At 60.9% G+C, this 25,706-nt stretch carries 22 protein-coding genes; 4 read left to right on the top strand and 18 right to left on the bottom strand.

Going from position 1 to position 25,706, the window contains the following annotated elements; genetic code table 11:
- The first annotated feature begins 17 nt into the window (after nt 1–17).
- The 3 genes from B2589_RS11115 (at nt 18) to dxs (ending at nt 3,223) form a co-directional block, all read left to right on the top strand.
- Entirely contained in the window at nt 18–275 is a 258-nt protein-coding gene (locus tag B2589_RS11115; RefSeq protein ID WP_022988700.1) for an exodeoxyribonuclease VII small subunit, read from the top strand.
- Nucleotides 275–1,171, top strand: coding sequence for a (2E,6E)-farnesyl diphosphate synthase (ispA, locus tag B2589_RS11110; protein WP_286816617.1), 897 nt, complete (start codon nt 275–277; stop codon nt 1,169–1,171). Before B2589_RS11115 ends, ispA begins: the two co-directional genes overlap by 1 nt.
- Nucleotides 1,172–1,291: 120 nt before the next feature.
- Nucleotides 1,292–3,223, top strand: coding sequence for a 1-deoxy-D-xylulose-5-phosphate synthase (gene dxs, locus B2589_RS11105; RefSeq protein ID WP_286816616.1), 1,932 nt, complete (start codon nt 1,292–1,294; stop codon nt 3,221–3,223).
- Between the two features lie 42 nt (nt 3,224–3,265).
- Here dxs and ribA read toward each other — a convergent pair whose 3' ends face one another.
- The 6 genes from ribA to B2589_RS11075 form a co-directional block, all read right to left on the bottom strand.
- Nucleotides 3,266–3,877, bottom strand: coding sequence for a GTP cyclohydrolase II (gene ribA, locus B2589_RS11100; RefSeq protein WP_022988697.1), 612 nt, complete (start codon nt 3,875–3,877; stop codon nt 3,266–3,268).
- Nucleotides 3,878–3,929: 52 nt separating this feature from the next.
- Nucleotides 3,930–4,418 carry a cyclic pyranopterin monophosphate synthase MoaC gene (gene moaC / locus B2589_RS11095; protein WP_286816615.1) on the bottom strand — a complete coding sequence of 163 codons (489 nt, stop codon included), beginning with the start codon at nt 4,416–4,418 and terminating at the stop codon, nt 3,930–3,932.
- 48 nt (nt 4,419–4,466) lie between these two features.
- On the bottom strand, nt 4,467–5,417 hold the full coding sequence (locus tag B2589_RS11090) for a Nudix family hydrolase (protein WP_286816614.1): 951 nt from the start codon (nt 5,415–5,417) through the stop codon (nt 4,467–4,469).
- Nucleotides 5,418–5,427: 10 nt separating this feature from the next.
- Nucleotides 5,428–6,645, bottom strand: a complete 1,218-nt coding sequence (gene argJ, locus B2589_RS11085; protein WP_286816613.1) for a bifunctional glutamate N-acetyltransferase/amino-acid acetyltransferase ArgJ — start codon at nt 6,643–6,645, stop codon at nt 5,428–5,430.
- A gap of 103 nt (nt 6,646–6,748) precedes the next feature.
- Complete coding sequence (gene secA / locus B2589_RS11080) at nt 6,749–9,496, bottom strand: preprotein translocase subunit SecA (protein ID WP_286816612.1); 2,748 nt, start codon at nt 9,494–9,496, stop codon at nt 6,749–6,751.
- Between the two features lie 89 nt (nt 9,497–9,585).
- Nucleotides 9,586–10,524: a M23 family metallopeptidase gene (locus B2589_RS11075; RefSeq protein WP_414673953.1), complete on the bottom strand. Its 939-nt coding sequence runs from the start codon at nt 10,522–10,524 to the stop codon at nt 9,586–9,588.
- Nucleotides 10,525–10,755: 231 nt separating this feature from the next.
- Between B2589_RS11075 and B2589_RS11070 the strand changes: the two genes are divergently transcribed.
- Nucleotides 10,756–11,211, top strand: coding sequence for a DUF721 domain-containing protein (locus B2589_RS11070; protein WP_286816610.1), 456 nt, complete (start codon nt 10,756–10,758; stop codon nt 11,209–11,211).
- Between the two features lie 11 nt (nt 11,212–11,222).
- On the opposite strand, the gene lpxC is transcribed toward B2589_RS11070, so the two are convergent.
- The 12 genes from lpxC to B2589_RS11010 all read right to left on the bottom strand — a co-directional run bounded on the left by lpxC (nt 11,223) and on the right by B2589_RS11010 (nt 25,704).
- Nucleotides 11,223–12,137: a UDP-3-O-acyl-N-acetylglucosamine deacetylase gene (lpxC, locus tag B2589_RS11065; protein WP_022988690.1), complete on the bottom strand. Its 915-nt coding sequence runs from the start codon at nt 12,135–12,137 to the stop codon at nt 11,223–11,225.
- Between the two features lie 215 nt (nt 12,138–12,352).
- Nucleotides 12,353–13,510, bottom strand: coding sequence for a cell division protein FtsZ (gene ftsZ, locus B2589_RS11060; protein WP_022988689.1), 1,158 nt, complete (start codon nt 13,508–13,510; stop codon nt 12,353–12,355).
- Nucleotides 13,511–13,610: 100 nt separating this feature from the next.
- Entirely contained in the window at nt 13,611–14,846 is a 1,236-nt protein-coding gene (ftsA, locus tag B2589_RS11055) for a cell division protein FtsA (RefSeq protein WP_022988688.1), read from the bottom strand.
- Between the two features lie 36 nt (nt 14,847–14,882).
- Nucleotides 14,883–15,722: a cell division protein FtsQ/DivIB gene (locus B2589_RS11050; RefSeq protein ID WP_286816609.1), complete on the bottom strand. Its 840-nt coding sequence runs from the start codon at nt 15,720–15,722 to the stop codon at nt 14,883–14,885.
- Nucleotides 15,715–16,692, bottom strand: a complete 978-nt coding sequence (locus tag B2589_RS11045) for a D-alanine--D-alanine ligase (RefSeq protein WP_022988686.1) — start codon at nt 16,690–16,692, stop codon at nt 15,715–15,717. Before B2589_RS11045 ends, B2589_RS11050 begins: the two co-directional genes overlap by 8 nt.
- On the bottom strand, nt 16,685–18,130 hold the full coding sequence (gene murC, locus B2589_RS11040; RefSeq protein WP_286816608.1) for a UDP-N-acetylmuramate--L-alanine ligase: 1,446 nt from the start codon (nt 18,128–18,130) through the stop codon (nt 16,685–16,687). The genes B2589_RS11045 and murC overlap by 8 nt, the downstream gene beginning before the upstream one ends.
- Nucleotides 18,123–19,208, bottom strand: coding sequence for an undecaprenyldiphospho-muramoylpentapeptide beta-N-acetylglucosaminyltransferase (gene murG, locus B2589_RS11035; RefSeq protein ID WP_286816607.1), 1,086 nt, complete (start codon nt 19,206–19,208; stop codon nt 18,123–18,125). The genes murC and murG overlap by 8 nt, the downstream gene beginning before the upstream one ends.
- Nucleotides 19,201–20,388 (bottom strand): putative lipid II flippase FtsW, encoded by a 1,188-nt coding sequence (gene ftsW / locus B2589_RS11030; RefSeq protein WP_414673952.1) that lies wholly within the window; start codon nt 20,386–20,388, stop codon nt 19,201–19,203. Before ftsW ends, murG begins: the two co-directional genes overlap by 8 nt.
- A gap of 11 nt (nt 20,389–20,399) precedes the next feature.
- Nucleotides 20,400–21,740, bottom strand: coding sequence for a UDP-N-acetylmuramoyl-L-alanine--D-glutamate ligase (gene murD / locus B2589_RS11025; protein ID WP_286816606.1), 1,341 nt, complete (start codon nt 21,738–21,740; stop codon nt 20,400–20,402).
- Between the two features lie 15 nt (nt 21,741–21,755).
- On the bottom strand, nt 21,756–22,841 hold the full coding sequence (mraY, locus tag B2589_RS11020; protein WP_022988681.1) for a phospho-N-acetylmuramoyl-pentapeptide-transferase: 1,086 nt from the start codon (nt 22,839–22,841) through the stop codon (nt 21,756–21,758).
- Nucleotides 22,826–24,223, bottom strand: coding sequence for a UDP-N-acetylmuramoyl-tripeptide--D-alanyl-D-alanine ligase (locus tag B2589_RS11015; RefSeq protein WP_286816605.1), 1,398 nt, complete (start codon nt 24,221–24,223; stop codon nt 22,826–22,828). Before B2589_RS11015 ends, mraY begins: the two co-directional genes overlap by 16 nt.
- A complete protein-coding gene (locus B2589_RS11010; RefSeq protein ID WP_286816604.1) occupies nt 24,220–25,704 on the bottom strand; it encodes a UDP-N-acetylmuramoyl-L-alanyl-D-glutamate--2,6-diaminopimelate ligase in 1,485 nt (494 codons plus the stop codon). Before B2589_RS11010 ends, B2589_RS11015 begins: the two co-directional genes overlap by 4 nt.
- Nucleotides 25,705–25,706: the final 2 nt, after the last annotated feature.

The following is a 25,706-nucleotide window of genomic DNA, read 5'->3' as shown; positions in this document are numbered from 1 at the left end:
CGGACCCGGAGGGCCCCATGGCCGGCGAGAGCAACAACAGCACATCCATTGCCGACTTTGAAAAATCCCTGGACGAACTGGAAAAGCTGGTTCGCGACCTGGAGCAAGGCGAGCTGTCGCTGGAGCAGTCACTGGCCGCGTTCGAGCGGGGCGTAAAACTTACCCGGGAATGCCAGAGCGCCCTGAAATCCGCCGAGCAACGGGTGGAACAACTCGTCCAGAACAGCGATGGTTCGCTGGAAACCCGGCCCTTTTCCGCGGATGACAGCAACTGATGACCGACAGCACTTCCCCGGCCCTCGCTTACCTGGAACACTGCCGCACCCGCATTGACCACGAACTTGCCCAGGGCATCCAGCAGGCCTCGGTTTCAGACCGCCTGCAGGAAGCCATGCGCTACAGCGTGCTGGGAGGCGGCAAACGGATTCGCCCGGCGCTGTGCCTGGCCGCCGCCAGGGCAGTGGGCAGCCCGGAAGATGCCGCCGTGGCACCGGCCTGTTCACTGGAACTGATCCACGCCTATTCGCTGGTGCACGACGATCTGCCCGCCATGGATGACGACGACCTGCGCCGGGGCCGGCCTACAGCCCATATTGCTTTCGACGAAGCTACCGCGATCCTGGCCGGCGATGCGCTGCAGACCCTGGCGTTCACGCTGCTCGCTGATGCCCCGCAACTGTCCGATACCCAGCGGGTTCGCATGATTGCCGAGCTGGCCCGGGCCAGCGGCCATCAGGGCATGGTGGGCGGCCAGGCCATTGACCTGGAATCGGTCGGCCTTGCGCTGAACATCGAACAGCTGGAAACCATGCACCGGCACAAGACCGGCGCGTTGATTGAAGCCAGCGTGCGGCTGGGCGCCCTGACCGCTCCGGGGGTCAGCGAGCAGCAACTGAGTGCCTTGTCGGATTACGCCAGCGCCCTTGGTCTGGCATTCCAGGTGCAGGACGACCTGCTGGACATCGAGGGCGACACTGAAATCATCGGCAAGCGCCAGGGCTCGGACGCCGCCAAGGCCAAGCCCACCTACCCGGCCCTGCTGGGGCTGGACGGTGCCCGGGAGCGGCTCGGGGCGTTGCTGCAGCAATCCAAGCAGGCGCTGGACGGGTTTGGCGAAGAAGCCGCTCCGTTGCGGGCCATGGCAGACTATGTGGTCAGCCGGAACCACTGACCGGATTATCGCCGCAACATACCTTTTTGTAACAACTGGCCCGGGAAGTATGAAACAGCCTGTCCTGTTCCCTTATAATGCCCGCCAGAGAATTCATCTTTCCGACAAAGACCCGAGCTGATGCAGGACACATATATTTTCAGGGAAATCCCGTCACAGCGGCCCAACACTCCGCTACTGGACCGGATTGAAGTTCCGGCCCAGCTGCGTGAACTTCCGCCGGAAGATCTGCCCCAACTGGCCCGGGAGCTGCGAGCATTCCTGCTCTGGTCGGTGGGCCAGACCGGTGGGCATTTCGGTGCCGGCCTGGGGGTTCTGGAACTGACCCTGGCACTGCATTTTGTGTTCAACACGCCTGAAGACCGGCTGGTATGGGATGTGGGCCACCAGGCCTACCCCCACAAGATCCTGACCGGCCGCCGCGAGCAGATGGGCAGCATCCGCCGCAAGGATGGCCTGGCCGGGTTCCCGAAGCGGGCCGAAAGTGAATACGACACCTTCGGTGTGGGCCACTCCAGCACGTCTATCAGTGCCGCCCTGGGCATGGCCATTGCCGCCCGCATGCAAAACACCGGGCGCAAGAGCATTGCCGTGATCGGCGATGGCGCCATGACCGCAGGCATGGCCTTCGAGGCCCTGAACCACGCAGGCCACCTGCATGCCGACATGCTGGTAATCCTGAACGACAACGACATGTCCATCTCCCGCAACGTCGGTGGCCTGTCCAACTACTTTGCCAAGCTGCTGGCCAGCCGCACCTACAACCAGGTTCGCGACAGCAGCAAGAAGGTCCTGAAAAGCACGCCACACCTGATGGCGCTGGCGAAGAAGACCGAAGAGCACTTCAAGGGCATGATCGCACCTGGCACCCTGTTTGAAGAGCTGGGCTTCAACTACATCGGCCCCATCGATGGCCATGACCTGCCGCTGCTGGTGGAAACGCTGGAAAATATCCGCGAGCTGGAAGGCCCGCAGTTCCTGCACGTGGTGACCACCAAGGGTAAGGGCTTTGCCCCGGCCGAGGCCGATCCGATCGGCTACCACGCCATCAACAAGATCGAACCGGTGCCGGCCAGCAAACCGGAGCCGGTAAAACCCGCCTCCCCCAAACCCAAGTACGCCAACGTCTTCGGCCAGTGGCTGTGTGATGCGGCAGAACAGGACGAGCGGGTTGTCGGCATTACCCCGGCCATGTGTGAAGGGTCAGACCTGCTGGCCTTCTCCGAACGCTTCCCGGAGCGCTATTTCGATGTGGCCATTGCCGAACAGCACGCCGTAACCCTGGCGGCCGGTATGGCCTGTGATGGCGCCAAGCCGGTGGTGGCCATTTACTCCACCTTCCTGCAGCGGGGCTACGATCAGCTGGTGCACGATGTGGCCATCCAGAACCTGGATGTGCTGTTTGCCATCGACCGGGCAGGCCTGGTGGGCGAAGACGGCCCCACCCACGCCGGCGCCTTCGATATCAGCTACCTGCGCTGCATCCCGAACATGGTGATCATGACGCCGTCGGATGAAAACGAAACCCGCCAGCTGCTGCACACCGGCCTGGCATTCCAGGGCCCGGCAGCGGTGCGTTATCCCCGGGGCACCGGCCCGGGCGCCGACATCCAGCAACAGCTGCAGGCGCTGCCCATCGGCAAGGGCCGTCGGGCTCGGGACGGCAGCCGGGTGGCCATTCTCAATTTCGGCACCCTGCTGACACCGGCACTGGAAGCGGCCGAAGCCCTGGATGCTACCGTGGCCGACATGCGCTTTGTGAAACCGCTGGACGAAGCCCTGGTGCTGGAACTGGCCGAACAGCATGACCTGCTGGTGACCCTGGAAGAGAACGTGGTAGCCGGTGGTGCCGGCAGTGCAGTGACCGAATTCCTGAACGCCAGTCTGGTTACTATGCCGGTGTTGCAGCTGGGTCTACCTGATCGGTTCGTGGAGCACGGCAAACACGAGGAACTGCTGGAAGAGTGTGGGCTGAATGCCGCAGGCATTCGCGAGGCCATCGCCCGGCGCCTGGAGCAACTGGGTTACCCGGGGCTGACCGCCGCCAAGTAACCGGTACGCGGGCAACCCGGGTTGCCCGCAGCAATCAATTATTCAGGCCAGGTCGTCGTCTTGGTGGGTCTCAAGCCAGTGGCCAAGCTTGCTTTGCTTGGTATTCAGGTAATGCTCGTTATGGGGGTTACGACCCACATGCAAAGGCACCCGCTCGGCAATCCGGATGCCGTAAGATTCCAGCGCCTTCACTTTCCGCGGATTATTGGTCATCAGCCTCAGGCTGGTAATGCCCAGATGCTCCAGCATGTCTTTGCACATGCTGTAATCCCTCAGGTCTGCCCCGAAGCCCAGCCGCTCGTTCGCCTCGACCGTGTCTGCGCCCTCATCCTGCAACCGGTAGGCCCGGATCTTGTTCAGCAGACCGATACCCCGGCCTTCCTGGCGCAGGTACAGCAGAATTCCACGGCCTTCCCGGGCAATACTGCGCAGTGCTTCTTCCAGCTGGTAGCCGCAATCACAGCGCATGCTGTACAGGGCGTCACCGGTCAGACACTCCGAGTGGGTACGGGCCAGCAGTGGCTCGTCTGAGCTGATATCACCCAACGTCAGCGCTACATGCTCCTTGCCGGTATCCGGCTCTTCAAAGCCGTGCATGTCGAAAACACCGAACGGGGTGGGCAAACGGCAGGTCTCAATGTAACGAACAGCCACTGTAATTCCTCGTGGTTCTGACAAATGGGGCGGGCATTCTATCACGGTGGTACTAGGCCGGCGTAGTGCCGGCAACCCAGTGACCGGAACGACCACCTTTTTTCTCCAGCAAACGGACGTTATCAACCACCATACCCTTGTCCACCGCCTTGCACATATCGTACAGGGTGAGGGCCGCGATGCTGGCTGCCGTCAGTGCTTCCATCTCGACACCGGTCTGGCCGGAGAGCTTGCATCGGGTCAGGATATGGACCGAGGCGCCATCGCCCCCCGGGGTCAGTTCCACCTTCACCGAGGTAAGGTTCAGGGCATGGCAAAGGGGAATCAGGTCGTGGGTCCTCTTGGCTGCCATAATGCCGGCAATTCGCGCAGTGGCCAGTACGTCACCCTTCGGATGCTCGCCATCCACGATCATACGCAGGGTTTCCGGCTGCATGCGGATGGTCGCCTCGGCCCGGGCCTCGCGCTCGGTAACAGCCTTGTCGGTTACATCGACCATCCGGGCTTCGCCTTTATCATCAAGATGCGTCAGCTTGCTCACGATTGTTTCAGCCTCAGTAATTCAATGGGTTATTTCAGCAAGGCCCGGTTACCACCAGAAACCGATGCCGGCAATCCCCTGGCCGCCAAGGGCCCTGGCCTTTGCTGTGTGGCCGGGCTGCATACCGCCCAGGGCGTAGACCGGCAGCCTGGCTGCCGCGACCAGTTGCTCAAAGGCCTCCCAGCCCAGGGTTGGCTCTCCCGGGTGGCTGGCCGTGGGCAACACCGGCCCCAGCACCGCGTAATCCGCTCCCAGGCGCTCCGCATGGCCCAACTGCTCCGCGCTATGGCAAGACACACCCAGCCAGGCATTAGCCGCTACAGGGCGCTCTGAAAGCCTTTCAGCTTCACGCCAGGGCAAATGCAGGCCGCCAGCCTCCGGGAATTCCGAAAGCAGGGCTGGTCCGCCATGGAGCATTACCCCGACCGATGAGCCGGAGCAGCGCGCCAGCGCCATCGAGGCCAGTTGCCGGTACTGCTCCGGAGCCAGCCCCGGCGCCCGTAACACTACCAGGCCACCGGTAACCCGCTGCAGGGCCTGGTCGAGCCGGCCTTCAGCCTCACCTGGCCCAGCCAGGGAACCGGTAATGTGCAAAGTCCGGGGCAGTCTCAGGGCCCGGATGATCGGCCGGTTCGCCGCAGGAAAGTCTTCATCCCGCAACTCTTCCGGGGTCAGCCAGAACACCGGCTGACCTTCCCTGCCCTCGGCTTCGCCTTCCGCCGCTGCGGTCTGCCAGACATCCAGGAACACTTGCTTGTCGCCGTAGTCATGGCGAATACCAATCACCGGCTCCAGCGTTTCAGCCGGCACCCGAAGCCCGGTTTCTTCGGCGATTTCCCGCACCAGGGCCTGCTGTACGGTTTCTCCCGGCTCTACCTTGCCGCCGGGAAATTCCAGCAATCCTCCCTGATGTACGTGCTCCGGCCGCCGGGCGATCAGTATCCGGCCATCACGCACGATTACCGCTACCGCGACATGGATCAGTTTCTTCACTGCCATGGCCGCGGGCTCAGGTGCGGTATTCGGCATTGATGGTCACATAGTCGTGGGAGAAGTCGCAGGTCCACACGGTTTCGTGGACATCGCCCCGCTTCAGGTCAATGGCGATGGTAATTTCTTCCTGGTCCATTACTGCCTGGCCGCGGGCTTCGGAATAATCATCCGCCCTGCCGCCATTGCGTACCAGGCAGACATCGCCCAGATAGATTTCCAGCGCCTCCAGGTCGAGATCTGGTACACCGGCCCGGCCCACGGCTGCCAGGATCCGGCCCCAGTTCGGGTCTGACGCAAATAGGGCGGTCTTTACCAGCGGCGAATGGGCCACGGTATAGGCCACGTCCAGGGCTTCCTGCTGGTTACCGGCACCGGTTACGTCGATGGTGACAAACTTGGTGGCGCCTTCGCCGTCACGAACAATGGCATGGGCCAGGTCCAGGTAGACCTGCTGCAGGACTTCCCTCAGCCTGGGCAGCAACGGGCTGTCTGCGGTAATTTCCGGGCCGGAGTACTGGCCCGTGGCCATCAGCATGCAGGCATCGTTGGTGGAGGTGTCACTGTCGATGGTAATCCGGTTGAAGGACTTCTCGCCCAGCTCGGAGGCCAGGCCCTGAAGCACGTCCGGTGCAATATTGGCATCAGTGGCGATAAAGCCCAGCATGGTCGCCATGTTGGGGCGAATCATGCCGGCACCCTTGCTGATGCCGGAGATAGTTACCGTGTGGCCACCCAGGTCCACCTGGCAGCTGGCACCCTTGGGCCGGGTATCCGTGGTCATAATGCCGCTGGCGGCTTCCGCCCAGCGATCTTCACGGCTGCCCGAAAGGGCTTCCGGCAACGCAGCAACAATCTTGTCCACCGGCAGGGGTTCGCCGATGACGCCGGTCGAGAACGGCAGAACGTCAGCCGTCTGGACACCAGCCTGCCCGGCCAGCTCGGCGCAGCAACGTTCGGCATCGGCCATACCACGGGCGCCGGTACCGGCATTGGCGTTGCCGGTGTTGATCAGCAGGTAACGGGGAGCACCCTGCTCCAGGTGGCGCCGGCTCAGCACTACCGGGGCGGCACAGAACTGGTTAGTGGTAAAAATACCGGCCACCCGGGCACTGGGTGCCAGCTCGAACACCACGACGTCTTTGCGGCCGGGCTTTTTGATGCCGGCGCTGGCAATGCCAATCTTCACTCCGGCCACCGGGAAAAACTCGGGTAAGGTTCCTGGACCTACCGCCATGCCTGTCTCCTTGAATAATCCTGATCAATAAACGACAAAACCCGCAAGCTGCCAGCACTCTGGCGGTTTGCGGGTTCTGGTGCTTCGGTGCCGGGCTGGTCGGTTAGCTGACCTTGCCGCAGCACTGTTTGTATTTCTTGCCAGATCCGCAGGGGCAGGGCTCGTTTCGGCCCACTTTTCGCTCCTGGCGTACAAAGGTATCCGGCGTGGTCTGCTGGCCTTGCTGGCCGTCTTCGCCGTCACCTTCACCTTCCGCTGCCCGGGCGGCGCTGGTTTCGTCATGGCGGAGCTTGGCACGGGCCATTTCCCGCTCCAGCTCTTCCTTGCGACGGCGTTCGATCTCTTCCATTTCCTCGCGGCTCTGCACCCGAACGTGGCTCAGCACCCGGGCAACATCACGCTTCATGGTATCAAGCATGGTCTCGAAAAGGTTGAAAGCCTCACGCTTGTATTCCTGCTTCGGGTTCTTCTGGGCGTAGCCACGCAGGTGAATACCGCGGCGCAGATGATCCATGTTCGACAAGTGTTCTTTCCACAGGGTGTCGAGCACCTGCAGGAACACCTGTTTTTCGAACTTGCGCATGGCTTCGGCGCCGGCGACTTCTTCCTTGGAGCGGTATTCGGCCACAATCGCGTCGAGGATCTTCTGGCGAAGGTTCTCCTCGTACAGCTTGTTGTCTTCTTCCAGCCACTTCTGAACCGGAAGGTCCACGGCCATCTCGGACTGCAGCTGAGCTTCCAGGCCGGCCACATCCCACTGCTCCGGCATGCTCTGGGGCGGAATGAACTCGCTGATCAGGGCATCCACCACATCGGCCCGGATGGTGTCGACCATCTCGGAAATATCGTTGGAGGCCATCACCTCGTTACGCTGATCATAGATCACCGTACGCTGGTCGTTGGCCACGTCATCGTATTCCAGCAGGGTTTTACGCATGTCGAAGTTGCGACCTTCCACCTTGCGCTGGGATTTCTCGATGGCGTTGGAGACCATGCGGTGTTCGATGGCCTCGCCCTTCTTCATGCCCATGGCCTGCATCAGGTTCTTCACCCGCTCCGGAGCAAAGATCCGCATCAGGTTATCTTCCAGTGACAGGAAGAAGCGGGAAGAACCCGGATCGCCCTGGCGGCCGGCACGGCCCCGCAACTGGTTGTCGATACGGCGGGATTCGTGGCGTTCGGTACCGACAATGTGCAGACCACCGGCGTCCAGCACCTGGGTGTGACGCTCGATCCACTCGGCCTTGATGCGGGCAACTTCTTCCTCGGAAGGGTTGTCCAGGCCGGCCACTTCGTGCTCCCAGTTACCACCCAGCACAATATCGGTACCACGGCCCGCCATGTTGGTGGCGATGGTGACCGCACCGGGGCGGCCCGCCTGGGCAATGATCTGGGCTTCAGACTCGTGCTGCTTGGCGTTCAGGATCTTGTGGTCGATCCGTGCCTTTTTCAGCAGCATGGACAGCAATTCAGACGCCTCGATGGAGGCCGTACCCACCAGTACCGGGCGACCTTCGGAGGTTACATCCTTGATCTCGTCGATAATGGCGTGGAATTTCTCTTCCTGGGTCAGGTACACCAGGTCGTTGTAGTCAATCCGCTGGATCGGCTTGTTGGGTGGAATCACCACCACGTCCAGGCCGTAGATCTGGCGGAACTCGAAGGCTTCGGTATCGGCGGTACCGGTCATGCCCGCAAGCTTCTCGTACAAACGGAAATAGTTCTGGAAGGTGGTGGAGGCCAGGGTCTGGCTCTCGGCCTGGATTTTCAGACCCTCTTTCGCCTCGATGGCCTGGTGCAGGCCTTCGCTCCAGCGGCGGCCCGGCATGGTGCGGCCGGTGTGTTCGTCAACAATGACCACCTGCCCGCCCTGGACAATGTAATCCACATCTTTCTGGAACAGGTGATGGGCCCGCAGGGCTGAGTGGACGTGGTGCAGCAGGCTCAGGTTAGCCGCGGAATACAGGCTTTCCCCTTCGTTCAGCAAACCGCGGCTGAGCAGGAGCTCCTCGACCTTTTCATGGCCGGCTTCAGTCAGCTCAACCTGGCGGGATTTTTCGTCGATGGTGAAGTCACCGGAGGACTCACCCTCCTCGCTCACCTCGCCTTTCTCCAGGCTGGGCACCAGGCTGTTAATGGCCTGGTACATTTTCGAGGAGTCTTCCGCGGCACCGGAAATAATCAGCGGGGTACGGGCTTCGTCGATCAGGATGGAATCCACCTCATCCACGATGGCATAGTTCAGCCCGCGCTGGACCTTGTCTTCAATACTGAAGGCCATGTTGTCGCGCAGGTAATCGAAGCCGAACTCGTTGTTGGTACCGTAGGTAATATCGGCCTGGTAGGCCGCGCGCTTTTCTTCCGGCGGCTGACCGGCAACCACTACGCCGATGGTGAGCCCCAGGAACCGGTACAGTTTGCCCATCCACTCGGCATCACGGCTGGCCAGGTAATCGTTCACGGTCACAACGTGAACGCCCTTGCCCGGCAATGCGTTGAGGTATACCGACGCGGTAGCCACCAGGGTTTTACCCTCACCGGTTTTCATTTCGGCGATGCGGCCTTCGTGCAGGGTCATACCACCGATCAGCTGCACGTCGTAATGGCGCATGCCCATTACCCGGCGGCTGGCTTCACGTACGGTGGCAAAGGCTTCGGGAAGCAGCGCATCCAGCGCTTCGCCTTCTTCAAGGCGCCGGCGGAACTCCGCCGTCTTGCCTTGCAGCTCTGTATCCGACAAACCGCCAAATTGTTCTTCAAGGTCGTTGATGCGCAAAACCGCCTTGCGCATGCGCTTGATCTCTCTGGCGTTTTTACTGCCGAACATCTTGGTTGCAAGCTTTGAGAACATAGACCACTGCTTCTTCAGTTAAACGGAGGAAGCCGGCATTCTAACCTTATTTGGCGACAGGACAAAAGGCAGGGTTCACGGGAATGATATCAGCGGCTTGCCCGCTGGATATATTTGACAGGATCTTCGGTCTTTCCGTTACGGATAACTTCGAAATGTACGTGCGGTCCGGTAGAGCGGCCGGTGCTACCCATCAGTGCAACCACCTGGCCTTTCTGGACCACATCGCCGATCTTGACCTTGACGGTTTTGGCGTGGGCGTAGCGGGTAACCAGGCCATCGCCGTGGTCCACTTCTACCAGGTTGCCATAGCCGTAACGCTCGCCGGCCCAGGTGACCACACCACTGGCCACGGCAATAATGTCGCTGCCGTCCTTGCCGGCCAGGTCCACGCCACCGTGCCAGGTACGTTTGCCGGTGAACGGATCGGAACGGTAACCGTACTTGGAAGACAGCCAGCCCCAGGTGATCGGCCGGCCCTGCACATAGCGTTCGTCTTCCAGCTTCTGCCGGGACGACACCTTATCCAGCAGGCGCAGTTGTTTCTCGCGGTCTTCCAGCTGACGCTCCAGCTGGAAAATCATTTCGGTCAGCTCCGGGGCACTGTAGGAATCACCGGCAAGGCCCAGTTCTTCCGGTCCACCCACCGCCGGCGGCTGGTCAAAATTGAATTCATCACTGACCACCAGGCCCGATTCCATAAAGCGCTGACCGAGCGCATCCAGGCGCAGCATACGGCCCTGGATCTGGCCCAACCGAAGGGTCAAGGCGTCTACCTGCTGTTGTACATCTTCCCGAACACGGGCAAGCTGGGCCTTCTGCTGCTCCAGCTTTGAACGCCATTCAGCCACCAACTCGGATTCGGTCGGTTGTTCAGCGGCTGCCTTGGTAACGGCTACCTGATAGCCCGCCCAGCCGGCCGCCAGGATAAGCGCCAGCACAAGGAAAATCAGCCCGGCCAGAACACCGCCATTCAACGCGACAGCCTTTGACTGACCATGGCGTTTGCCAACGAAAATTACATTCATATCGTCATTCGGTGTCATCGAAGAGTCGCAACCTGTTCCCTGTAGTGCTGCGACCCGGAAAATTTTCGAGTGGGTCTGCTATCCTTGCAACAACTACGTATTGAATAGACGCAGTGCCAGCTGGACACACTCTCTCGCGACAATGTAAAACGGGAGCAATGCTGGCACCATCAAAAAAGCGTGCCGAAGTGTAACCAATCGTAAACGGGCTCGTCGAGACAAAAACTGTCAATGAATGAAAAATCCGATCAAAAAATGATCTTCCGCACAAACAGTGGCCCGGCCCCCGCTTCCACCCTGAAGGAGCTGATGGCCCGGGCGGAACTGCATTTACAGGCGGAACAACAGGTGCTCGAAGCCATACCCGCGGAACTTCGGACAGGCACCCGATTTGTCAGCTGCCAGGATGGCGAGCTGGTTCTGGCTACAGATAACGCCAGCAAGGCCACGCGATTGCGCTTCCGCCAGCACGAAATTATGGAGGCATTACGGCAGAACGAACTGTTCCGTTTTGTCTGGAAGGTGCGCATCAAGGTCAGCCCGCTCAGGTATCGGGCGCGCAAGAAAGTCGAAAAAATACCTTTGAGCCAAGAAAATGCCCGGCTCCTCAAAGAGGAAGCCGGGCACACGAAGGATAAAGCTTTGCGCGAGGTTCTCGAAAAACTCGCCAGCCACGTGCGGGATTAAGGCGTCCGGCCTTAACCCACCGCCAGCACAGGCTTCATATAAGAGATAGGTGCAGTGGCTTCGTCATCGAAGGTCACCACTTCCCATGCATCTTCTTCAGCCCTGAGCTTGCGCAGCAGCTTGTTGTTCAGGTCGTGACCTGATTTGATACCACGGAACTCACCAATCAGGCTGTTGCCCAACAGGTAAAGGTCGCCGATGGCATCCAGTACCTTGTGCTTGACGAACTCGTCGTCGTAGCGCAGACCGTCTTCGTTCAGGATCTTGTAGTCGTCAACCACGATGGCGTTGTCGACGCTACCACCGAGGGCCAGGTTCATGGCCCGCAGCTTCTCGATATCCCGCATAAAGCCGAAAGTCCGGGCACGGGATACTTCCTTCACGAACGACGTGGAAGAGAAGTCTACCGTTGCGGTCTGGGCGCGACCCTTGAACACCGGATGGTCGAAGTCGATACCGAAGCTGACCTTGAAGCCTTCGAAAGGCAGGAAGGTTGCTTTCTTACCGTCTTCTTCCACGGTAACTTCACGCTTGATGCGGATGAAGCGCTTGGCGGCTTCCTGCTCGGCGATCCCTGCAGACTGCAGCAGGAATACAAACGGGCCGGCGGAACCATCCATGATCGGCACTTCTGCCGCACTGAGTTCGACATAGCAGTTGTCGATTCCGAGACCAGCCATGGCCGAGAGCAAATGCTCAACCGTCGCCACACGGACACCGTCTTTTACCAGCGTCGTGGACAGCATGGTCTCACCCACATTCTCCGCACAGGCACGGATCTCGACCATCGGGTCCAGATCGGTGCGGCGGAAGATGATTCCTGCATCGACAGGTGCCGGCTTCAGCGTCAGGTAAACCTTTTCCCCTGAGTGCAGGCCTACACCAGTCGCGCGGATGGTGTTTTTGAGTGTCCGTTGTCTGATCATCGGTTCATTATTCCGTCACAAAAGTTCGATATTCTGAGCAAAAAACTGCCCGCAGAATATCAGAATTCAAGACTGAGCACCATTTAACCAGCATGACTTTACTTAACTTTTGCAATAGTCATCGGCTATGGTCAATCAGCTCACGTTTGACCAAGGCTTTCGGTTCCCTGAAGAAACACCAGGAACCAGACCTTCGCCACATTTGAGACAGATTATCAATCAGCCTGCCGGCGAAGGAATGCGGGAATATCGAGATAGTCCACGCCCTGCTCTTCGCTTTCTTTGCTCTGGTCCAGTGCCACATTGCCCTGGGTTACCGCGCGACGACGCAACACCGCCGGGCGATCCAGCTGGTTGTAGTCGGTCTTGCCATCCAGGGTACGGGTGTTGTCCACCACCTTGGTCGGCTTCTCGCGCTCACCGCCCAGACCGGTCGCAACCACGGTAACCTTCAGTTCTTCGGTCATTTCCGGATCGATCACGGTGCCCACCACCACGGTGGCGGAGTCAGACGCGAATTCGCGAACGATATCACCCACCTCGGAGAACTCACCCAGGTTGAGGTCCATACCGGCCGTGATATTAACCAGGATGCCCTTGGCGCCCTGCAGGTTGATATCTTCCAGCAGCGGGCTGCGTACGGCCGCTTCTGCTGCTTCACGGGCACGGTTCTCGCCAGTGGCGCGGCCGGTACCCATCATCGCCATGCCCATTTCGGACATTACGGTTTTCACGTCGGCAAAGTCGACGTTGATCATACCGTTACGGGTAATCAGGTCGGCAATACCCTGCACAGCGCCAAGCAGTACGTCGTTGGCGGAGGCAAAGGCGTCCAGCAGGCTGGTTTTCTTGCCCATGACCGCCAGCAGTTTTTCGTTCGGAATGGTAATCAGGGAGTCAACGCTCTCTTCCAGTTCCTTCAGGCCGGATTCAGCCACACTCATGCGCTTGCCGCCTTCGAACTGGAACGGCTTGGTGACCACGGCAACGGTCAGGATACCCAGTTCACGGGCAACCTCTGCCACGATCGGCGCAGCACCGGTACCGGTACCACCGCCCATGCCTGCGGTTATGAACACCATGTCTGAGCCGCTCAGGGCCTCGGCAATGCGGTCACGATCTTCCAGCGCAGACTGGCGACCGACTTCCGGGTTGGCGCCGGCACCCAGGCCCTTGGTGATGTTGCCACCGAGCTGGATGATCTGGCGGGCGTCCAGGTTTTTCAGGGCCTGGGCGTCTGTGTTGGCGCAGATAAATTCCACACCTTCAATGTCGCTGTTGAGCATGTGGCGAACAGCGTTACCGCCACCACCGCCAACACCGACAACCTTGATTACTGCGTTTTGCTGAACATTATCAACGAGTTCAAACATATCCCCTACTCCTTCGTGCGGTTTCCGGCCTGTCCAGGCCGGCTATTTCGATCGTTTTTTGCTTTTCGAGAAACCTTCGTGCCTTACCCCCGGCCTACCGTCAGAAATGACCGGTAAACCAGGCTTTCATCCGCTCAACCAGTGAGGGTGCATCCTCACCCTTGAGCGCCGGCGCCCGGCCAAGATCCATTTGCCGGAAGCCATGGATCAGCAACCCCACGCCCGTGGCGTAGATCGGGTTGTTGACCACTTCCGTCATGCCGGAGACTTTCTGCGGACAGGCAAGCCTGACCGGCATGTGGAAGATTTCTTCGGCCAGTTCCACCACCCCTTCCATGGTGGAAGAACCGCCGGTAATCACGATGCCGGCCGGAATCAGGTCTTCAAACCCGGACCGGCGCAGCTCCGACTGAACCAGGGTGAACAGCTCCTCGTAACGGGGCTCCACCACTTCTGCCAGGGCCTGGCGGGACAGATCGCGGGGTGCGCGATCGCCCACGCTGGGCACCTTGATGGTTTCGTCGGCGCCTGCGAGCTGCGTCAGCGCACAGGCATATTTGATCTTGATCTCTTCTGCGTTCTGGGTGGGCGTACGCAATGCCATGGCGATGTCGTTGGTCACCTGGTCGCCGGCGATGGGAATCACCGCGGTATGGCGAATGGCACCGCCGGTAAACACGGCGATATCGGTGGTACCGCCACCGACATCCACCACGCATACACCCAGTTCTTTCTCGTCTTCGGTGAGAATGGCGTGGCTGGAGGCCAGCTGTTCCAGGATGATGTCGTCCACCTCCAGGCCGCAGCGTTCCACGCACTTTTCAATGTTCTGGGCGGCATTCACCGCGCAGGTCACCAGGTGCACCTTGGCTTCGAGGCGCACGCCGGACATGCCCATGGGTTCCTTGATGCCTTCCTGGTTATCGATCACAAATTCCTGCGGCAGGATATGCAGGATTTTCTGATCCGCCGGAATGGCCACGGCCTGGGCAGCATCGATCACCCGGTCGATATCCGCCTGGGTCACTTCCCGGTCCCGGATCGCCACGATGCCGTGGGAATTCAGGCTCTTGATATGGCTGCCGGCAATGCCGGCATACACCGAGTGAATCCGGCACCCCGCCATCAGCTCCGCTTCTTCCACGGCGCGCTGGATAGCCTGAACAGTGGTTTCGATATTCACCACCACACCACGCTTGAGGCCGCGGGACGGGTGGGAACCGATCCCCACTACTTCGATCGTTCCATCCATCTTGCGCTTGCCGACAATCGCAACCACCTTGGAGGTTCCGATATCCAGGCCGACAATCATGTTTTCCGTTTCAACCGATGACATGTGTTTCACCAAACCCCAGGTTCGTAATAATCGTTATCAGGATTTCGGAGTGGCCTGTGCCACATCCGCTTTCCACTGCACCGCGACTCCGTTCGAGTAACGGGCATCAACCCGGCTGACTTCGCTGACTCTTGAAGCCAGCCGGTTCTCGTAAACTGTCATAAAACGCTCGAAGCGCTGCTCTACCTGGTCCCGGCCCAGCACCACTTCGATGCCGTTGGCCAGGGTAAGGGTCCAGGCCCCCCTTTGTTCAAGGGTCAGGCCGGCAAAGCCCAGCCCGTATCCCAGTAATTGCTCGCTCATATTGCGGGCCATGTCGATGACATCTCGCACCCGCTCGTCAGGCCCTGCCAACCGGGGCAGCTTGCCCGCAACTTCCGGATTGGCCGGGGCAAACAGTTCCCCGGCGCGGCTGACCAGGCGACCATCTGTCCAGTAGGCCAGTGGCTTTTTCTCCCGGATGTCGATTTCCAGGCGACCGGGCCACACCCGCCTGACGGCAGCAGACTCGACCCAGGGCCGGCGCTCCAGCTCCGCCTTGATGTCGGCCAGGTCGGTTGCAAAATAGCTCTTGCCGACCCAGGCACTGGCTGCCCGCTCTACGTCCACCGGGTTTTCACCAACAAAGTTGCCGCGCACATCCACCGCCAGAATCTGCTGATCCATGGCCGTCAGCAGGCGATCGGTGCCCCAGGGCACCATGGCGGCCAGCAGAACCACCAGGGCTCCCAGCCCTACCTGCATCCAGGGCACAGTCGCCAGAATGGCTTTCAACACTCCAAACCGGTCCCGCTCCGGGCCCACGGAGGTTGCCCCCCGGCGCCGGGGCTGCTCGGGCGGTACCGCCCGGCTCCGGATCTGCAGTGTTTCAAGCATTCGCAGCCTCCTGCACGGTGTCCTTCAGAATGCGCACCACCAGTTCTTCAAAGCTGATGCCCGCAGCCCTTGCCGCCATCGGCACCAGGCTGTGGTCGGTCATGCCCGGCACGGTGTTTACTTCCAGCAGCCAGAACTCACCATCGGCATCCTGCATGATGTCTACCCGGCCCCAAGTGCGGCAGCCCAGTACCCGGAAGGCTTCCAGGGCCAGGTGCTGCAGCCGCAGTTCATCATCCGGCGCCAGTCCGCAGGGAATGCGGTAGCGGGTGTCATCAGCCAGGTACTTGGCGTCGTAATCATAGAAATCGTGGTCGGTACTCAGACCGATGGCCGGCAGGGCCCGGTCCTGCAACAGGCTGACGGTGAACTCCGGCCCTTCGATCCATTTTTCCACCAGCACCAGGTCGTCCATGGCGGCAGCCGCTTCATAGGCTTCTGCCAGCTCGCTGGCGCTTCGCACCTTGCGGATACCAATGCTGGAGCCCTCGTGGGCCGGCTTGACGCTCAGGGGTGTGCCCAGAGCTGCCACAATAGCTTCGGCTTCATCCACCGATTTCATGGCCCGAAATGCCGGTGTCGGCAGGCCGCAGCCTTCGAACACATACTTGGTGCGCAGTTTGTCCATGGCCAGTGACGATGCCAGCACTTCGCTGCCGGTGTAGGGAATACCCGCCTGGCCCAGAATCGCCTGCAGGGTGCCGTCTTCACCACCACGACCGTGCAGGGCAATAAACACCCGGTCAAACTCCGGATTCTCGACGGTACCCAGCAGGCAGCCCCGGATATCCATACCCACGGCATCCACACCAGCAGATTGCAGGGCCGACAGCACGGCCTGGCCGCTCTTCAGCGACACTTCCCGCTCGGCCGAATCGCCGCCCATGAATACCGCCACCCGGCCCAGGGCTTTCACCAGCCCGGGCGATGCCTGATACGGCTGTGCGTCGGTATGCGTCAGATCACTCACTTGCTGTTACTCCTGCTGCGGCCAGTCGTGCCGCTACTCCACCAATGTCTCCTGCCCCCTGGGTAATCAGCAGGTCGCCATCCTGCAACACGTTGGTCAGGAGACTTTCAATCTCGCGGTTGTCTTCCACAAACACCGGTTCCACCTTGCCCCGCTGACGGATGCTCCGGCACAGGGCCCGACCGTCAGCGCCCGGAATGGCGGGTTCGCCGGCGGAATACACATCCATCAGCAGCAGGCCGTCGACTTCTGCCAGCACCCGTACGAAGTCTTCGTACAGGTCCCGGGTACGGGTAAACCGGTGCGGCTGATACAGCATCACAATACGGCGGCCCGGCCAGGCATCCCGGGCGGCACGGATGACGGCTTCCACTTCAGTGGGGTGATGGCCGTAGTCATCCACCAGGGTCACAGTACCTTTCGGAATCTGATATTCGCCGTAAACCTGGAACCGGCGACCGACACCGGCAAAGCCGGCCAGCCCGCGACAGATCGCCTGGTCGTCCACACCTTCATCCGTTGCCACCGCGATGGTCGCCAACGCGTTCAGTACGTTGTGGCGGCCCGGCATTTTCAGTTCCACGGTCAGGTCTGGCCGGCCACCGGGGCGACGCACCACAAAGCGGGTTTTCAGGCCGTCCGAGGTAATCTGCTCGGCGCGGTAGTCGGCGTCGGGGTTATCAATGCCGTAGGTGATGATGGCGCGGGAAATGCGGGGAATGATTTCCTGCACATAGTCGTCGTCTACACACATCACTGCCACACCGTAAAACGGCAGGTTGTGCAGGAAATCGACGAATGTCTGCTTCAGCTTCTCGACATCGCCACCGTAGGTGTCCATGTGGTCCGCTTCGATGTTGGTGACCACGGAAATAACCGGTGTGAGATGCAGGAACGAGGCATCGCTTTCGTCGGCTTCCGCCACCAGGTAGCGGGAACCGCCCAGCTGGGCATTGGTGCCGGCGCTGTTGAGCTTGCCACCAATCACGAAGGTCGGGTCCAGCCCCGCCTCACCCAGCACCGAGGCAATCAGGCTGGTTGTGGTGGTCTTACCATGGGTGCCGGCCACTGCAATGCCATGGCGATAGCGCATGATTTCCGCCAGCATTTCCGCCCGGGGCACAATCGGCACCCGGCGGCTGCGGGCCGCTGCCACTTCCGCGTTATCACTGCCCACGGCGGTGGACACCACCACCACGTCTGCCTTGGCGCTGTTCTCGGCACGGTGGCCGATCTGCACTTCCACGCCCATGGCCCGAAGCCGGTCTGTTACCGGGCTTTCCTTGATATCGGAACCGGACACGTCGTAGCCCTGGTTCTTCAATACTTCGGCAATACCGCTCATGCCGGCACCGCCAATGCCGACAAAGTGGATATGGCGAATTCGGCGCATTTCCGGCACCTGGTACACCAGCGGCGGATTGTTTGCATCAGCCATTGGCGGCCTCCAGACAGTAATTCACGACTCTCTCCGTTGCATCGGGACGGGCCAGCGAGCGCGCGGCCTGCGCCATTCCCAGAATTTTTTCCCGGTCACCGGACAACCCTTTCAGGGTGTCGGCCAGTGCCTCGGGGGTAAACCTTGGCTGCGGCACCAGAATGGCGGCACCGGCTTTGACCATGTGTTGGCCGTTGCGGGTCTGATGGTCGTCCACCGCGTGGGGGAACGGCACCAGGATCGCGCCTACCCCGGCGGTACACAGCTCCGACACCGTCAGGGCACCCGCCCGGCACACCACCAGGTCTGCCCATGCGTAGGCTTCTGCCATATCCGCAATAAAGGGCTCTACGCTTGCCTTCACGCCGGCAGCATCATAGGACTGCTGCGCGGCTTCGAGATTCTTTTCGCCACACTGGTGGCGCACCTGAGGCCGGTCGGCTTCCGGCAACAACGCCAGGGCCCTGGGCAACTGTTCGTTGAACACCTGGGCGCCCAGGCTGCCGCCCACTACCAGGATGCGTACCGGCCCGGTTCGGCCGGCCAAACGCTCTGCCGGCTCCGGCAACTCGGCCACATCCTTGCGCACCGGGTTACCGGTGCAGCGGGTAATGACCTTGTCGCCGAAACTGCCGGGAAAAGCTTCCAGCACGGTTTCGGCAAAGCGGGTCAACCAGCGGTTGGTCATACCGGCAACCGCGTTCTGCTCATGCACCACCAGCGGCCGGCGCTGCATCCAGGCGGCTACCCCGCCGGGGCCGGTCACAAAGCCGCCCATACCCACCACGCAATCCGGGTTGATCCGGCGCAGCAGTGTCCAGGCCTCGCCCAGGGCCCGCATCAGGCGGAACGGCGCCAGCAGCAGGGCCAGCTTACCCTTGCCCCGCAGGCCGGAGATATGAATGGTGGACAGCGGAATATCGGTTCCGCCTACCAATCGCTCTTCCATGCCGCCTTTGGCGCCCAGCCAGTAAACTTCATGACCACGCTCCTGCAGCGCCCGGGCCGTTGCCAGGGCCGGGAATACGTGCCCGCCGGTACCACCGGCCATCATCAGGAAACGGCGAGGTTCAGTCATACACAGCCCCTCCCCGTACCTTGCTTTTCTTTTCCTGTTCGGACATACGAACCCGATCCAGTCGTTCCATTTCAACCCGTACCAGTACCCCGATCGCCACGCAGGTGACCATCAGGCTGGAGCCGCCATAGCTCACCAACGGCAGTGTCAGGCCCTTGGTGGGCAGCAGGCCGGTGGCAACGGCCATGTTGATGCCAGCCTGCAAACCGATCAGCAGCGTCAGGCCATAGCTGAAACAGGCCCCGAACGGCATGCCGGATTTTTCTGCCCGGCGGGCAATCACAAACCCGCTCACCACCAGGGCAGTAAACAGCCCCAGCACAATCAATGCACCGACCAGACCGAACTCCTCGGCAATGATCGAGAAAATAAAGTCTGTGTGGGCTTCCGGCAGGAAGAACAGCTTCTGCACCGAATTGCCCAGCCCAACGCCGAACCACTCTCCGCGCCCGAAGGCAATCAGTGACTGGGTGAGCTGATAGCCGGAATCAAACTGGTCCTTCCAGGGGTCCAGGTAACTCACTACCCGCTTCAGCCGGTACGGCTGGGTAACCACCAAAATGGTGCCCAGCACCGCCAGGATGGCGATCAGCGGTGCGAAGCGGGTCAGCCGCACACCACTGAGAAAAATCATGCCCGCCGCAGCGGTCACCAGAACCACAGTGGCGCCAAAGTCGGGCTGGATAACCAGCAACACCGAAGCTACGCCCAGTACAACCAGGGGCTTCAGAAAGCCGGGCCAGGTATTCAGCAGCTCTTCCCGGCGGCGCACCACGTAGCCTGCCAGGTAGGCAATCAGGCACAGCTTGGCCACTTCCGATACCTGCACATTGAACACCAGCATCGGGATCCAGCGGGTAGAACCGTTAACAGTCCGCCCCAGCGGCGTCAGCACCAGCACCAGCACCGCCAGGCCAATACCCAGCATCAGCCAGCCACTGCGCTCCCACCAGCTTACTGGCACGTTCACCGCAATCAGCGCGGCGACGCAGCCCATGGCCGCATACAGCAACTGCCGGATCACATAGTGATAGCCATTGCCCAGGGTCGCCTCGGCCATATCCATGGAGGCCGAGGAGATCATCACCACACCCACCACCAGCAGGGCTACCGCAGACACCACCAACACCGGCAGCGGCTGCAACTGGCCGTCCCAGGTCCTGGTTTGCGGTATGGTCATACCTGCCTGCATCACAGTGCCTCCACCAGGGTGCGGAACTGATCACCCCGATCGTTGTAATCCCGGAACATGTCGAAGCTGGCGCAAGCCGGCGATAACAAGACCCGGTCGCCCTCATGGGCAATTTCCCGGGCATCAGACACGGCCCGCTCAAAACTGCTCGCCATCACCGTTACCACGTCTTCCGGCAAGGCCGCGGCAATCGCCGGTGCATCACGGCCAATCAGCACCACCACCCGGCAATGCTGTGCCACCGGCTGGGCCAACGGCTGGAAATCAGCACCCTTGCCATCACCGCCGGCAATCAGCACCACCTTGCCCTGCTCGGGGGCCAGGCTTTCAATGGCGGCAACCGTGGCACCCACGTTGGTACCCTTGGAATCGTTGATGTAGTCCACGCCGCCCAGTTGCCGGATAAACTCGCAGCGATGAGGCAAGCCAGGGAACTCACGTGCCACCTGCAGCATCGGTTCCATCGCCAGGCCGGCGGCGTGGCCCAGGGCCAGTGCAGCCATCACATTGCTGATGTTGTGCAGGCCCATCAGTTTGAGTTCGCTGGCCAGCAGCAGGTTGTCGAAGCCGAAGGTAATCCAGGTGCCCCGTTCGTCATCCCGGGTGCTGAAGGTTTCCGGATTCACCCGGTTAAAACCGAAACACAGAAATCTCAGGTTATCCCGGGCCATCGGCGTGCTCAGGGCGTCGTCCAGATTCACGATGGCATTGCGGCAGCCGCGATAGATCCGCTGCTTGGCATGGAAATACGCCATCTTGTCCGGGTAACGGTCCATATGATCGTCACTGACGTTCAGTACGGTGGCTGCCTGGGCATTCAGTTCCGCCGTGGTTTCCAGCTGGAAGCTGGACAGTTCCAACACATACAGATCAGCGCCCTGACCCAGCAGATCCAGGGCCGGGGTACCGATATTGCCACCTACCTGAACCTTCCGGCCGGCCGCCCTCGCCATTTCGCCCACCAGGGTAGTCACCGTGGTTTTACCGTTAGAACCGGTAATGGCGATGATCGGTGCGTCTGCAGCTTCCGCAAACAGGTCGATGTCACCACGAATCACGGCGCCTTTCTGCGCAGCACCGGCAATGGCGGGCTCGGCAACGCTGATGCCCGGGCTGACCACCAGTTCGTTAAAGCGGGCAAACAGCTCTTCATCGAAATCGCCCAGGTACACCGGCACATCCGGCCAGCCGGCCTTCAGCTCATCCAGCCCCGGAGGGTTACTGCGGCTGTCGGCCACGGCAATGGCCCTGCCTGTTCCAGACAGATAGCGCACGCAGGAGAGCCCGGTTTTACCGAGCCCTACCACCAATGTGCGACGATCCGAAACAATGACACTCATAGCCGTAGCAACTTCCTATCGGATTTTCAGACTGGCCAGGCCAACCAGGACCAGGACCACGGTAATGACCCAGAAGCGCACGATGACTCGCGGCTCGGGCCAGCCCTTAAGTTCAAAATGGTGGTGCAAAGGTGCCATCCGGAAAATCCGGCGACCGGTCAGGCGGAACGACGCCACCTGCAGGATTACCGAGATGGTTTCCATCACAAACACACCACCCATGATGAACAACACGATTTCCTGGCGGACGATCACGGCCACCACACCCAGGGCCGCCCCCAGGGCGAGCGCACCTACATCACCCATAAATACCTGGGCCGGGTAGGTGTTGAACCAGAGGAAACCCAGGCCCGCGCCCACCAGGGCACAACAGAACACAATCAACTCGCCGGCCCCCGGCAGATGCGGAATCAGCAAGTAGTTGGCGAATTGGGCATGGCCGGACACATACGCGAAGATGGCCAGGGCACTGGCCACCATCACCGTAGGCATAATCGCCAGGCCGTCGAGGCCGTCTGTCAGGTTCACAGCGTTACTGCTGCCGACAATCACGAAGTAGGTCAGCAGAATGAACATTACCGGCCCCAGAGTGATGGACACATCTTTCAGGAACGGCAGGTACAGGGACGTTTCCTGGGGCAGCGAGGAGCTGAAATACAGCCCTACCGCCGCTGCAGCACCAATCACCGACTGCCAGAAATACTTCCAGCGGCCCGGCAGGCCGCGCGGATTACGCTCCACCACCTTGCGGTAGTCGTCTACCCAGCCAATGGCACCGAACAACAAGGTGACCAGCAGCACAATCCAGACATAGCGGTTGCTCAGGTCTGCCCACAGCAGGGTGGAAATCGCGATAGCCACCAGAATCAGCGCGCCGCCCATGGTGGGAGTGCCAGCCTTGCTCAGGTGGGTTTGCGGGCCGTCGTCCCGAACCGCCTGGCCAATCTGGTACTGGCTGAGTTTTCGGATCATCACCGGGCCAATCAACAGCGAGATCAGCAGCGCCGTCAGCACACCCAGAATGGCGCGCAGGGTCAGATACTGAAACACCGTCAGTGATGAAAAGTATTGCGATAGTATCTCTGTCAGCCAGAGCAGCATGTGTTTGTCACCTTTTTCTGAATTCCCTCCACCACGCGATCCATGGCGGAACTGCGAGAACCTTTCACCAGTACAGTGGTATTTCCCTGCCGGCCATTCAGAATGGCCTCCATCGCCTGTTCATGGCTCTGGACCTGCTCGGCATTTGTTCCGAAACCCCGGGCGTAGCCTTCGCTACCGGCACCCACCGCCAACAGGCGCTCGATACCCTTTGCCCGGGCGTGGGCGCCTACTTCCTGGTGCAGCGCCTCAGCGCCTTCACCCAGTTCAGCCATGGCGCCGAATACGGCCACCCGGGTACCCGGACAGGCCGCCAAGACATCCAGCGCCGCCTTCATGGACGCGGGATTGGCGTTATAGCTGTCGTCGATCACCGTGAAATCGTCGGTCAGCTTCAGTACCTGCAACCGCCCTTTTACCGGCTGCACACCGCTCAGCCCGTGCACCAGCTGCTGTTCGGTCGCACCCAGCTCCCGGCATGCCGCCAGCGCCAGCAGTGCATTGGTAATGTTGTGTTCACCCGGCAGCGGCAGTACCAGGCGGCAATGCCAGCCGTCAGGGCCGTCAATCTCCAGCGCCTGGGACTGGTCTGCCTGGATTGCTGCCCGGGCGCGGTAATCCGCTTGCGGGTGATCCATGCGGGAAACACTCACGACCCGCTTCGATCCGGCCCGCTGCAACCACTGGTCGAACGCCGGGTCGTCCCGGTTCAGCACGACTGCTCCGTCGGCAGCCACACCATCAATAATCTCGCCCTTGGCCTGCACAATATTCTGGTAACTGCCGAAGCCTTCCAGGTGCGCCTGCCCGGCGTTGGTCAGAATGACCACCTGCGGGCGAACGATGTTCACTGTGTGGGCAATCTCGCCCAACCCGCTGGCACCCAGCTCAATGGCACCGTAACGATGCGCAGGCTCCAGCCGGAACAGAGTCAGCGGAACCCCGATGTGGTTGTTCAGGTTGCCCTCTGTCGCCAGGGTAGCCCCCATCTGAGCCAGAATGGCGGAGGTCATCTGCCGGACTGTGGTCTTCCCACTGCTACCGGTAATCGCCACCAGCGCTGCCCGGCTTTCGTTACGGTTCGCTGCCGCCAGGCCCGCCAGGGCATTGACGGTATCAGCCACCACCAGTTGCGGCATGGCAACAGAGTCGTCTGCGGTATCCACCACTACAGCCACCGCACCCTGTGCCCGGGCCTGTTCCAGAAACTTGTGGCCATCGAAACGGTCGCCGCGCAGCGCCACAAACAACTGCCCCGGCTTGACTGCCCGCGTGTCCGTCGACACACCATCAAAGCGGAGCGCATCTGCATCCACCGGCGCGCCGGCCAGTGTGGCCTGCAGGAAGTCCTGAGCTTCCGCCAGCGAAAAGGCGCGCATCATGCCACACCTCCATTGAGGTTCAAGTGGTGGCGCACCTGCTCGGCATCGCTGAATGGCAGCTTCTGGCCAGCCACTTCCTGGTAGGCCTCGTGGCCCTTTCCGGCCACCAGCACCAGGTCGTCCGGACCGGCCATGGCAATGGCTTCGGCGATGGCCGCTGCGCGGTCATGGATAACCCGGTACGCGACACCTGCAGAAAAGCCCTGCACAATATCGGCAGCAATCTTCGCCGGATCTTCAGAGCGCGGGTTGTCGTCAGTCACGATCACCACATCTGCACGCTTTTCCGCTTCTGCTGCCATTTCCGGGCGTTTTCCGGCATCCCGGTCGCCGCCACAGCCAAATACACAAATCAGCTTGCCTGCCGCATGGGGCCGCAAGGCCGCCAGGGCATTGGCCAGGGCGTCCGGGGTATGTGCGTAATCCACTACCACATGTTTGTCATCGGCACCGGTGAAACGCTCAAGCCGGCCCGGAGGCGGCATGAGGTGGGAACTGGCTTCGACTGCACGCTCAAGCGGCACACCCAGGGTGAGCACGGTGGCCAGGGCCGCCAGCACGTTACTGGCGTTAAAGCTGCCCAGCAGCGGCACCTGCAGCTCAAACTCGCCCCACTGGCCATCCACCAGGGCACGGAACCCGGAAGCTTCAGGTGTAAATTCTTTCAGCCACAACTCGGTCTGCGCCTCGTGCAGGCTGTAGCGGACACGGTCACACAACCCTTCAAGCTGGCCATACAGCTGGCGCCCGAACGGGTCATCAAAATTGATCACCGAGAAGTGCAATTCCTCACGCTGGAACAGCCTGGCCTTGGCCTCGCCGTAGGCCTCCATACTGCCGTGGTAATCCAGATGATCCCGGGTCAGGTTGGTAAACACGGCTCCGGTCATGGTCAGCTTGTCGATCCGGCCCTGATCCAGGGCGTGGGAAGACACTTCCATCACCGCAGCCCTGCCACCATCGGTCCGGATGCGATGCAGCACACGATTCACCTGCACCACGTCCGGCGTGGTGTGGGTAGCCGGCATCAGGTTGCCCGGCATGCCATAACCCAGGGTGCCCAGCACGCCGCACGGGGTGCCGGTGTCTTTCAGCAACTGGGCGATGTACTGGGTTACGGAAGTCTTGCCGTTGGTACCGGTGACCCCAATCAGCCGCAAATGCCGGGACGGATGCTCGAAGAATCGGGTGGCGACGCGCCCCAACTGGGCCCGCAGACCGACAACCGGAACAATCAAGGCGCCCGAGCGTTCATGGCATTCCCGGTGTTCACTGGCTTCCAGCAACACTGCGGTAGCACCGGCAGCGATGGCATCATCCACATAGTGTTCCGCTGACGTGGCAGAACCCGCCAGGGCAATAAAGGCGTCGCCCGATCGTACCGCCCGGCTGTCCGCCTGAAGGCCGTGGATGGTCACGTCAAAGACCGATGGCACGTCCACAATGCCCTGAAGCAGAGTGCTGATTGATGTGATGCACATGG

It is taken from the genome of Marinobacter sp. UBA3607 (genome assembly GCF_002375525.1).
GTDB classification, from domain to species: domain Bacteria; phylum Pseudomonadota; class Gammaproteobacteria; order Pseudomonadales; family Oleiphilaceae; genus Marinobacter; species Marinobacter vinifirmus.
This window is presented reverse-complemented; position numbering and strand designations above follow the sequence as displayed.

Bases quoted from the DNA above. Each gene is read 5' to 3' on its own strand.
- B2589_RS11115 (WP_022988700.1), top strand. From the start codon at position 18: ATGGCCGGCGAGAGCAACAACAGCACATCCATTGCCGACTTTGAAAAA.
- ispA (WP_286816617.1), top strand. From the start codon at position 275: ATGACCGACAGCACTTCCCCGGCCCTCGCTTACCTGGAACACTGCCGC.
- dxs (WP_286816616.1), top strand. From the start codon at position 1,292: ATGCAGGACACATATATTTTCAGGGAAATCCCGTCACAGCGGCCCAAC.
- B2589_RS11090 (WP_286816614.1), bottom strand. From the start codon at position 5,417: ATGGCAGTGAAGAAACTGATCCATGTCGCGGTAGCGGTAATCGTGCGT.
- argJ (WP_286816613.1), bottom strand. From the start codon at position 6,645: ATGGCGGTAGGTCCAGGAACCTTACCCGAGTTTTTCCCGGTGGCCGGA.
- secA (WP_286816612.1), bottom strand. From the start codon at position 9,496: ATGTTCTCAAAGCTTGCAACCAAGATGTTCGGCAGTAAAAACGCCAGA.
- B2589_RS11075 (WP_414673953.1), bottom strand. From the start codon at position 10,524: ATGAATGTAATTTTCGTTGGCAAACGCCATGGTCAGTCAAAGGCTGTC.
- B2589_RS11070 (WP_286816610.1), top strand. From the start codon at position 10,756: ATGAATGAAAAATCCGATCAAAAAATGATCTTCCGCACAAACAGTGGC.
- lpxC (WP_022988690.1), bottom strand. From the start codon at position 12,137: ATGATCAGACAACGGACACTCAAAAACACCATCCGCGCGACTGGTGTA.
- ftsZ (WP_022988689.1), bottom strand. From the start codon at position 13,510: ATGTTTGAACTCGTTGATAATGTTCAGCAAAACGCAGTAATCAAGGTT.
- ftsA (WP_022988688.1), bottom strand. From the start codon at position 14,846: ATGTCATCGGTTGAAACGGAAAACATGATTGTCGGCCTGGATATCGGA.
- B2589_RS11050 (WP_286816609.1), bottom strand. From the start codon at position 15,722: ATGCTTGAAACACTGCAGATCCGGAGCCGGGCGGTACCGCCCGAGCAG.
- murC (WP_286816608.1), bottom strand. From the start codon at position 18,130: ATGGCTGATGCAAACAATCCGCCGCTGGTGTACCAGGTGCCGGAAATG.
- murG (WP_286816607.1), bottom strand. From the start codon at position 19,208: ATGACTGAACCTCGCCGTTTCCTGATGATGGCCGGTGGTACCGGCGGG.
- ftsW (WP_414673952.1), bottom strand. From the start codon at position 20,388: ATGACCATACCGCAAACCAGGACCTGGGACGGCCAGTTGCAGCCGCTG.
- murD (WP_286816606.1), bottom strand. From the start codon at position 21,740: ATGAGTGTCATTGTTTCGGATCGTCGCACATTGGTGGTAGGGCTCGGT.
- mraY (WP_022988681.1), bottom strand. From the start codon at position 22,841: ATGCTGCTCTGGCTGACAGAGATACTATCGCAATACTTTTCATCACTG.
- B2589_RS11015 (WP_286816605.1), bottom strand. From the start codon at position 24,223: ATGATGCGCGCCTTTTCGCTGGCGGAAGCTCAGGACTTCCTGCAGGCC.
- B2589_RS11010 (WP_286816604.1), bottom strand. From the start codon at position 25,704: ATGTGCATCACATCAATCAGCACTCTGCTTCAGGGCATTGTGGACGTG.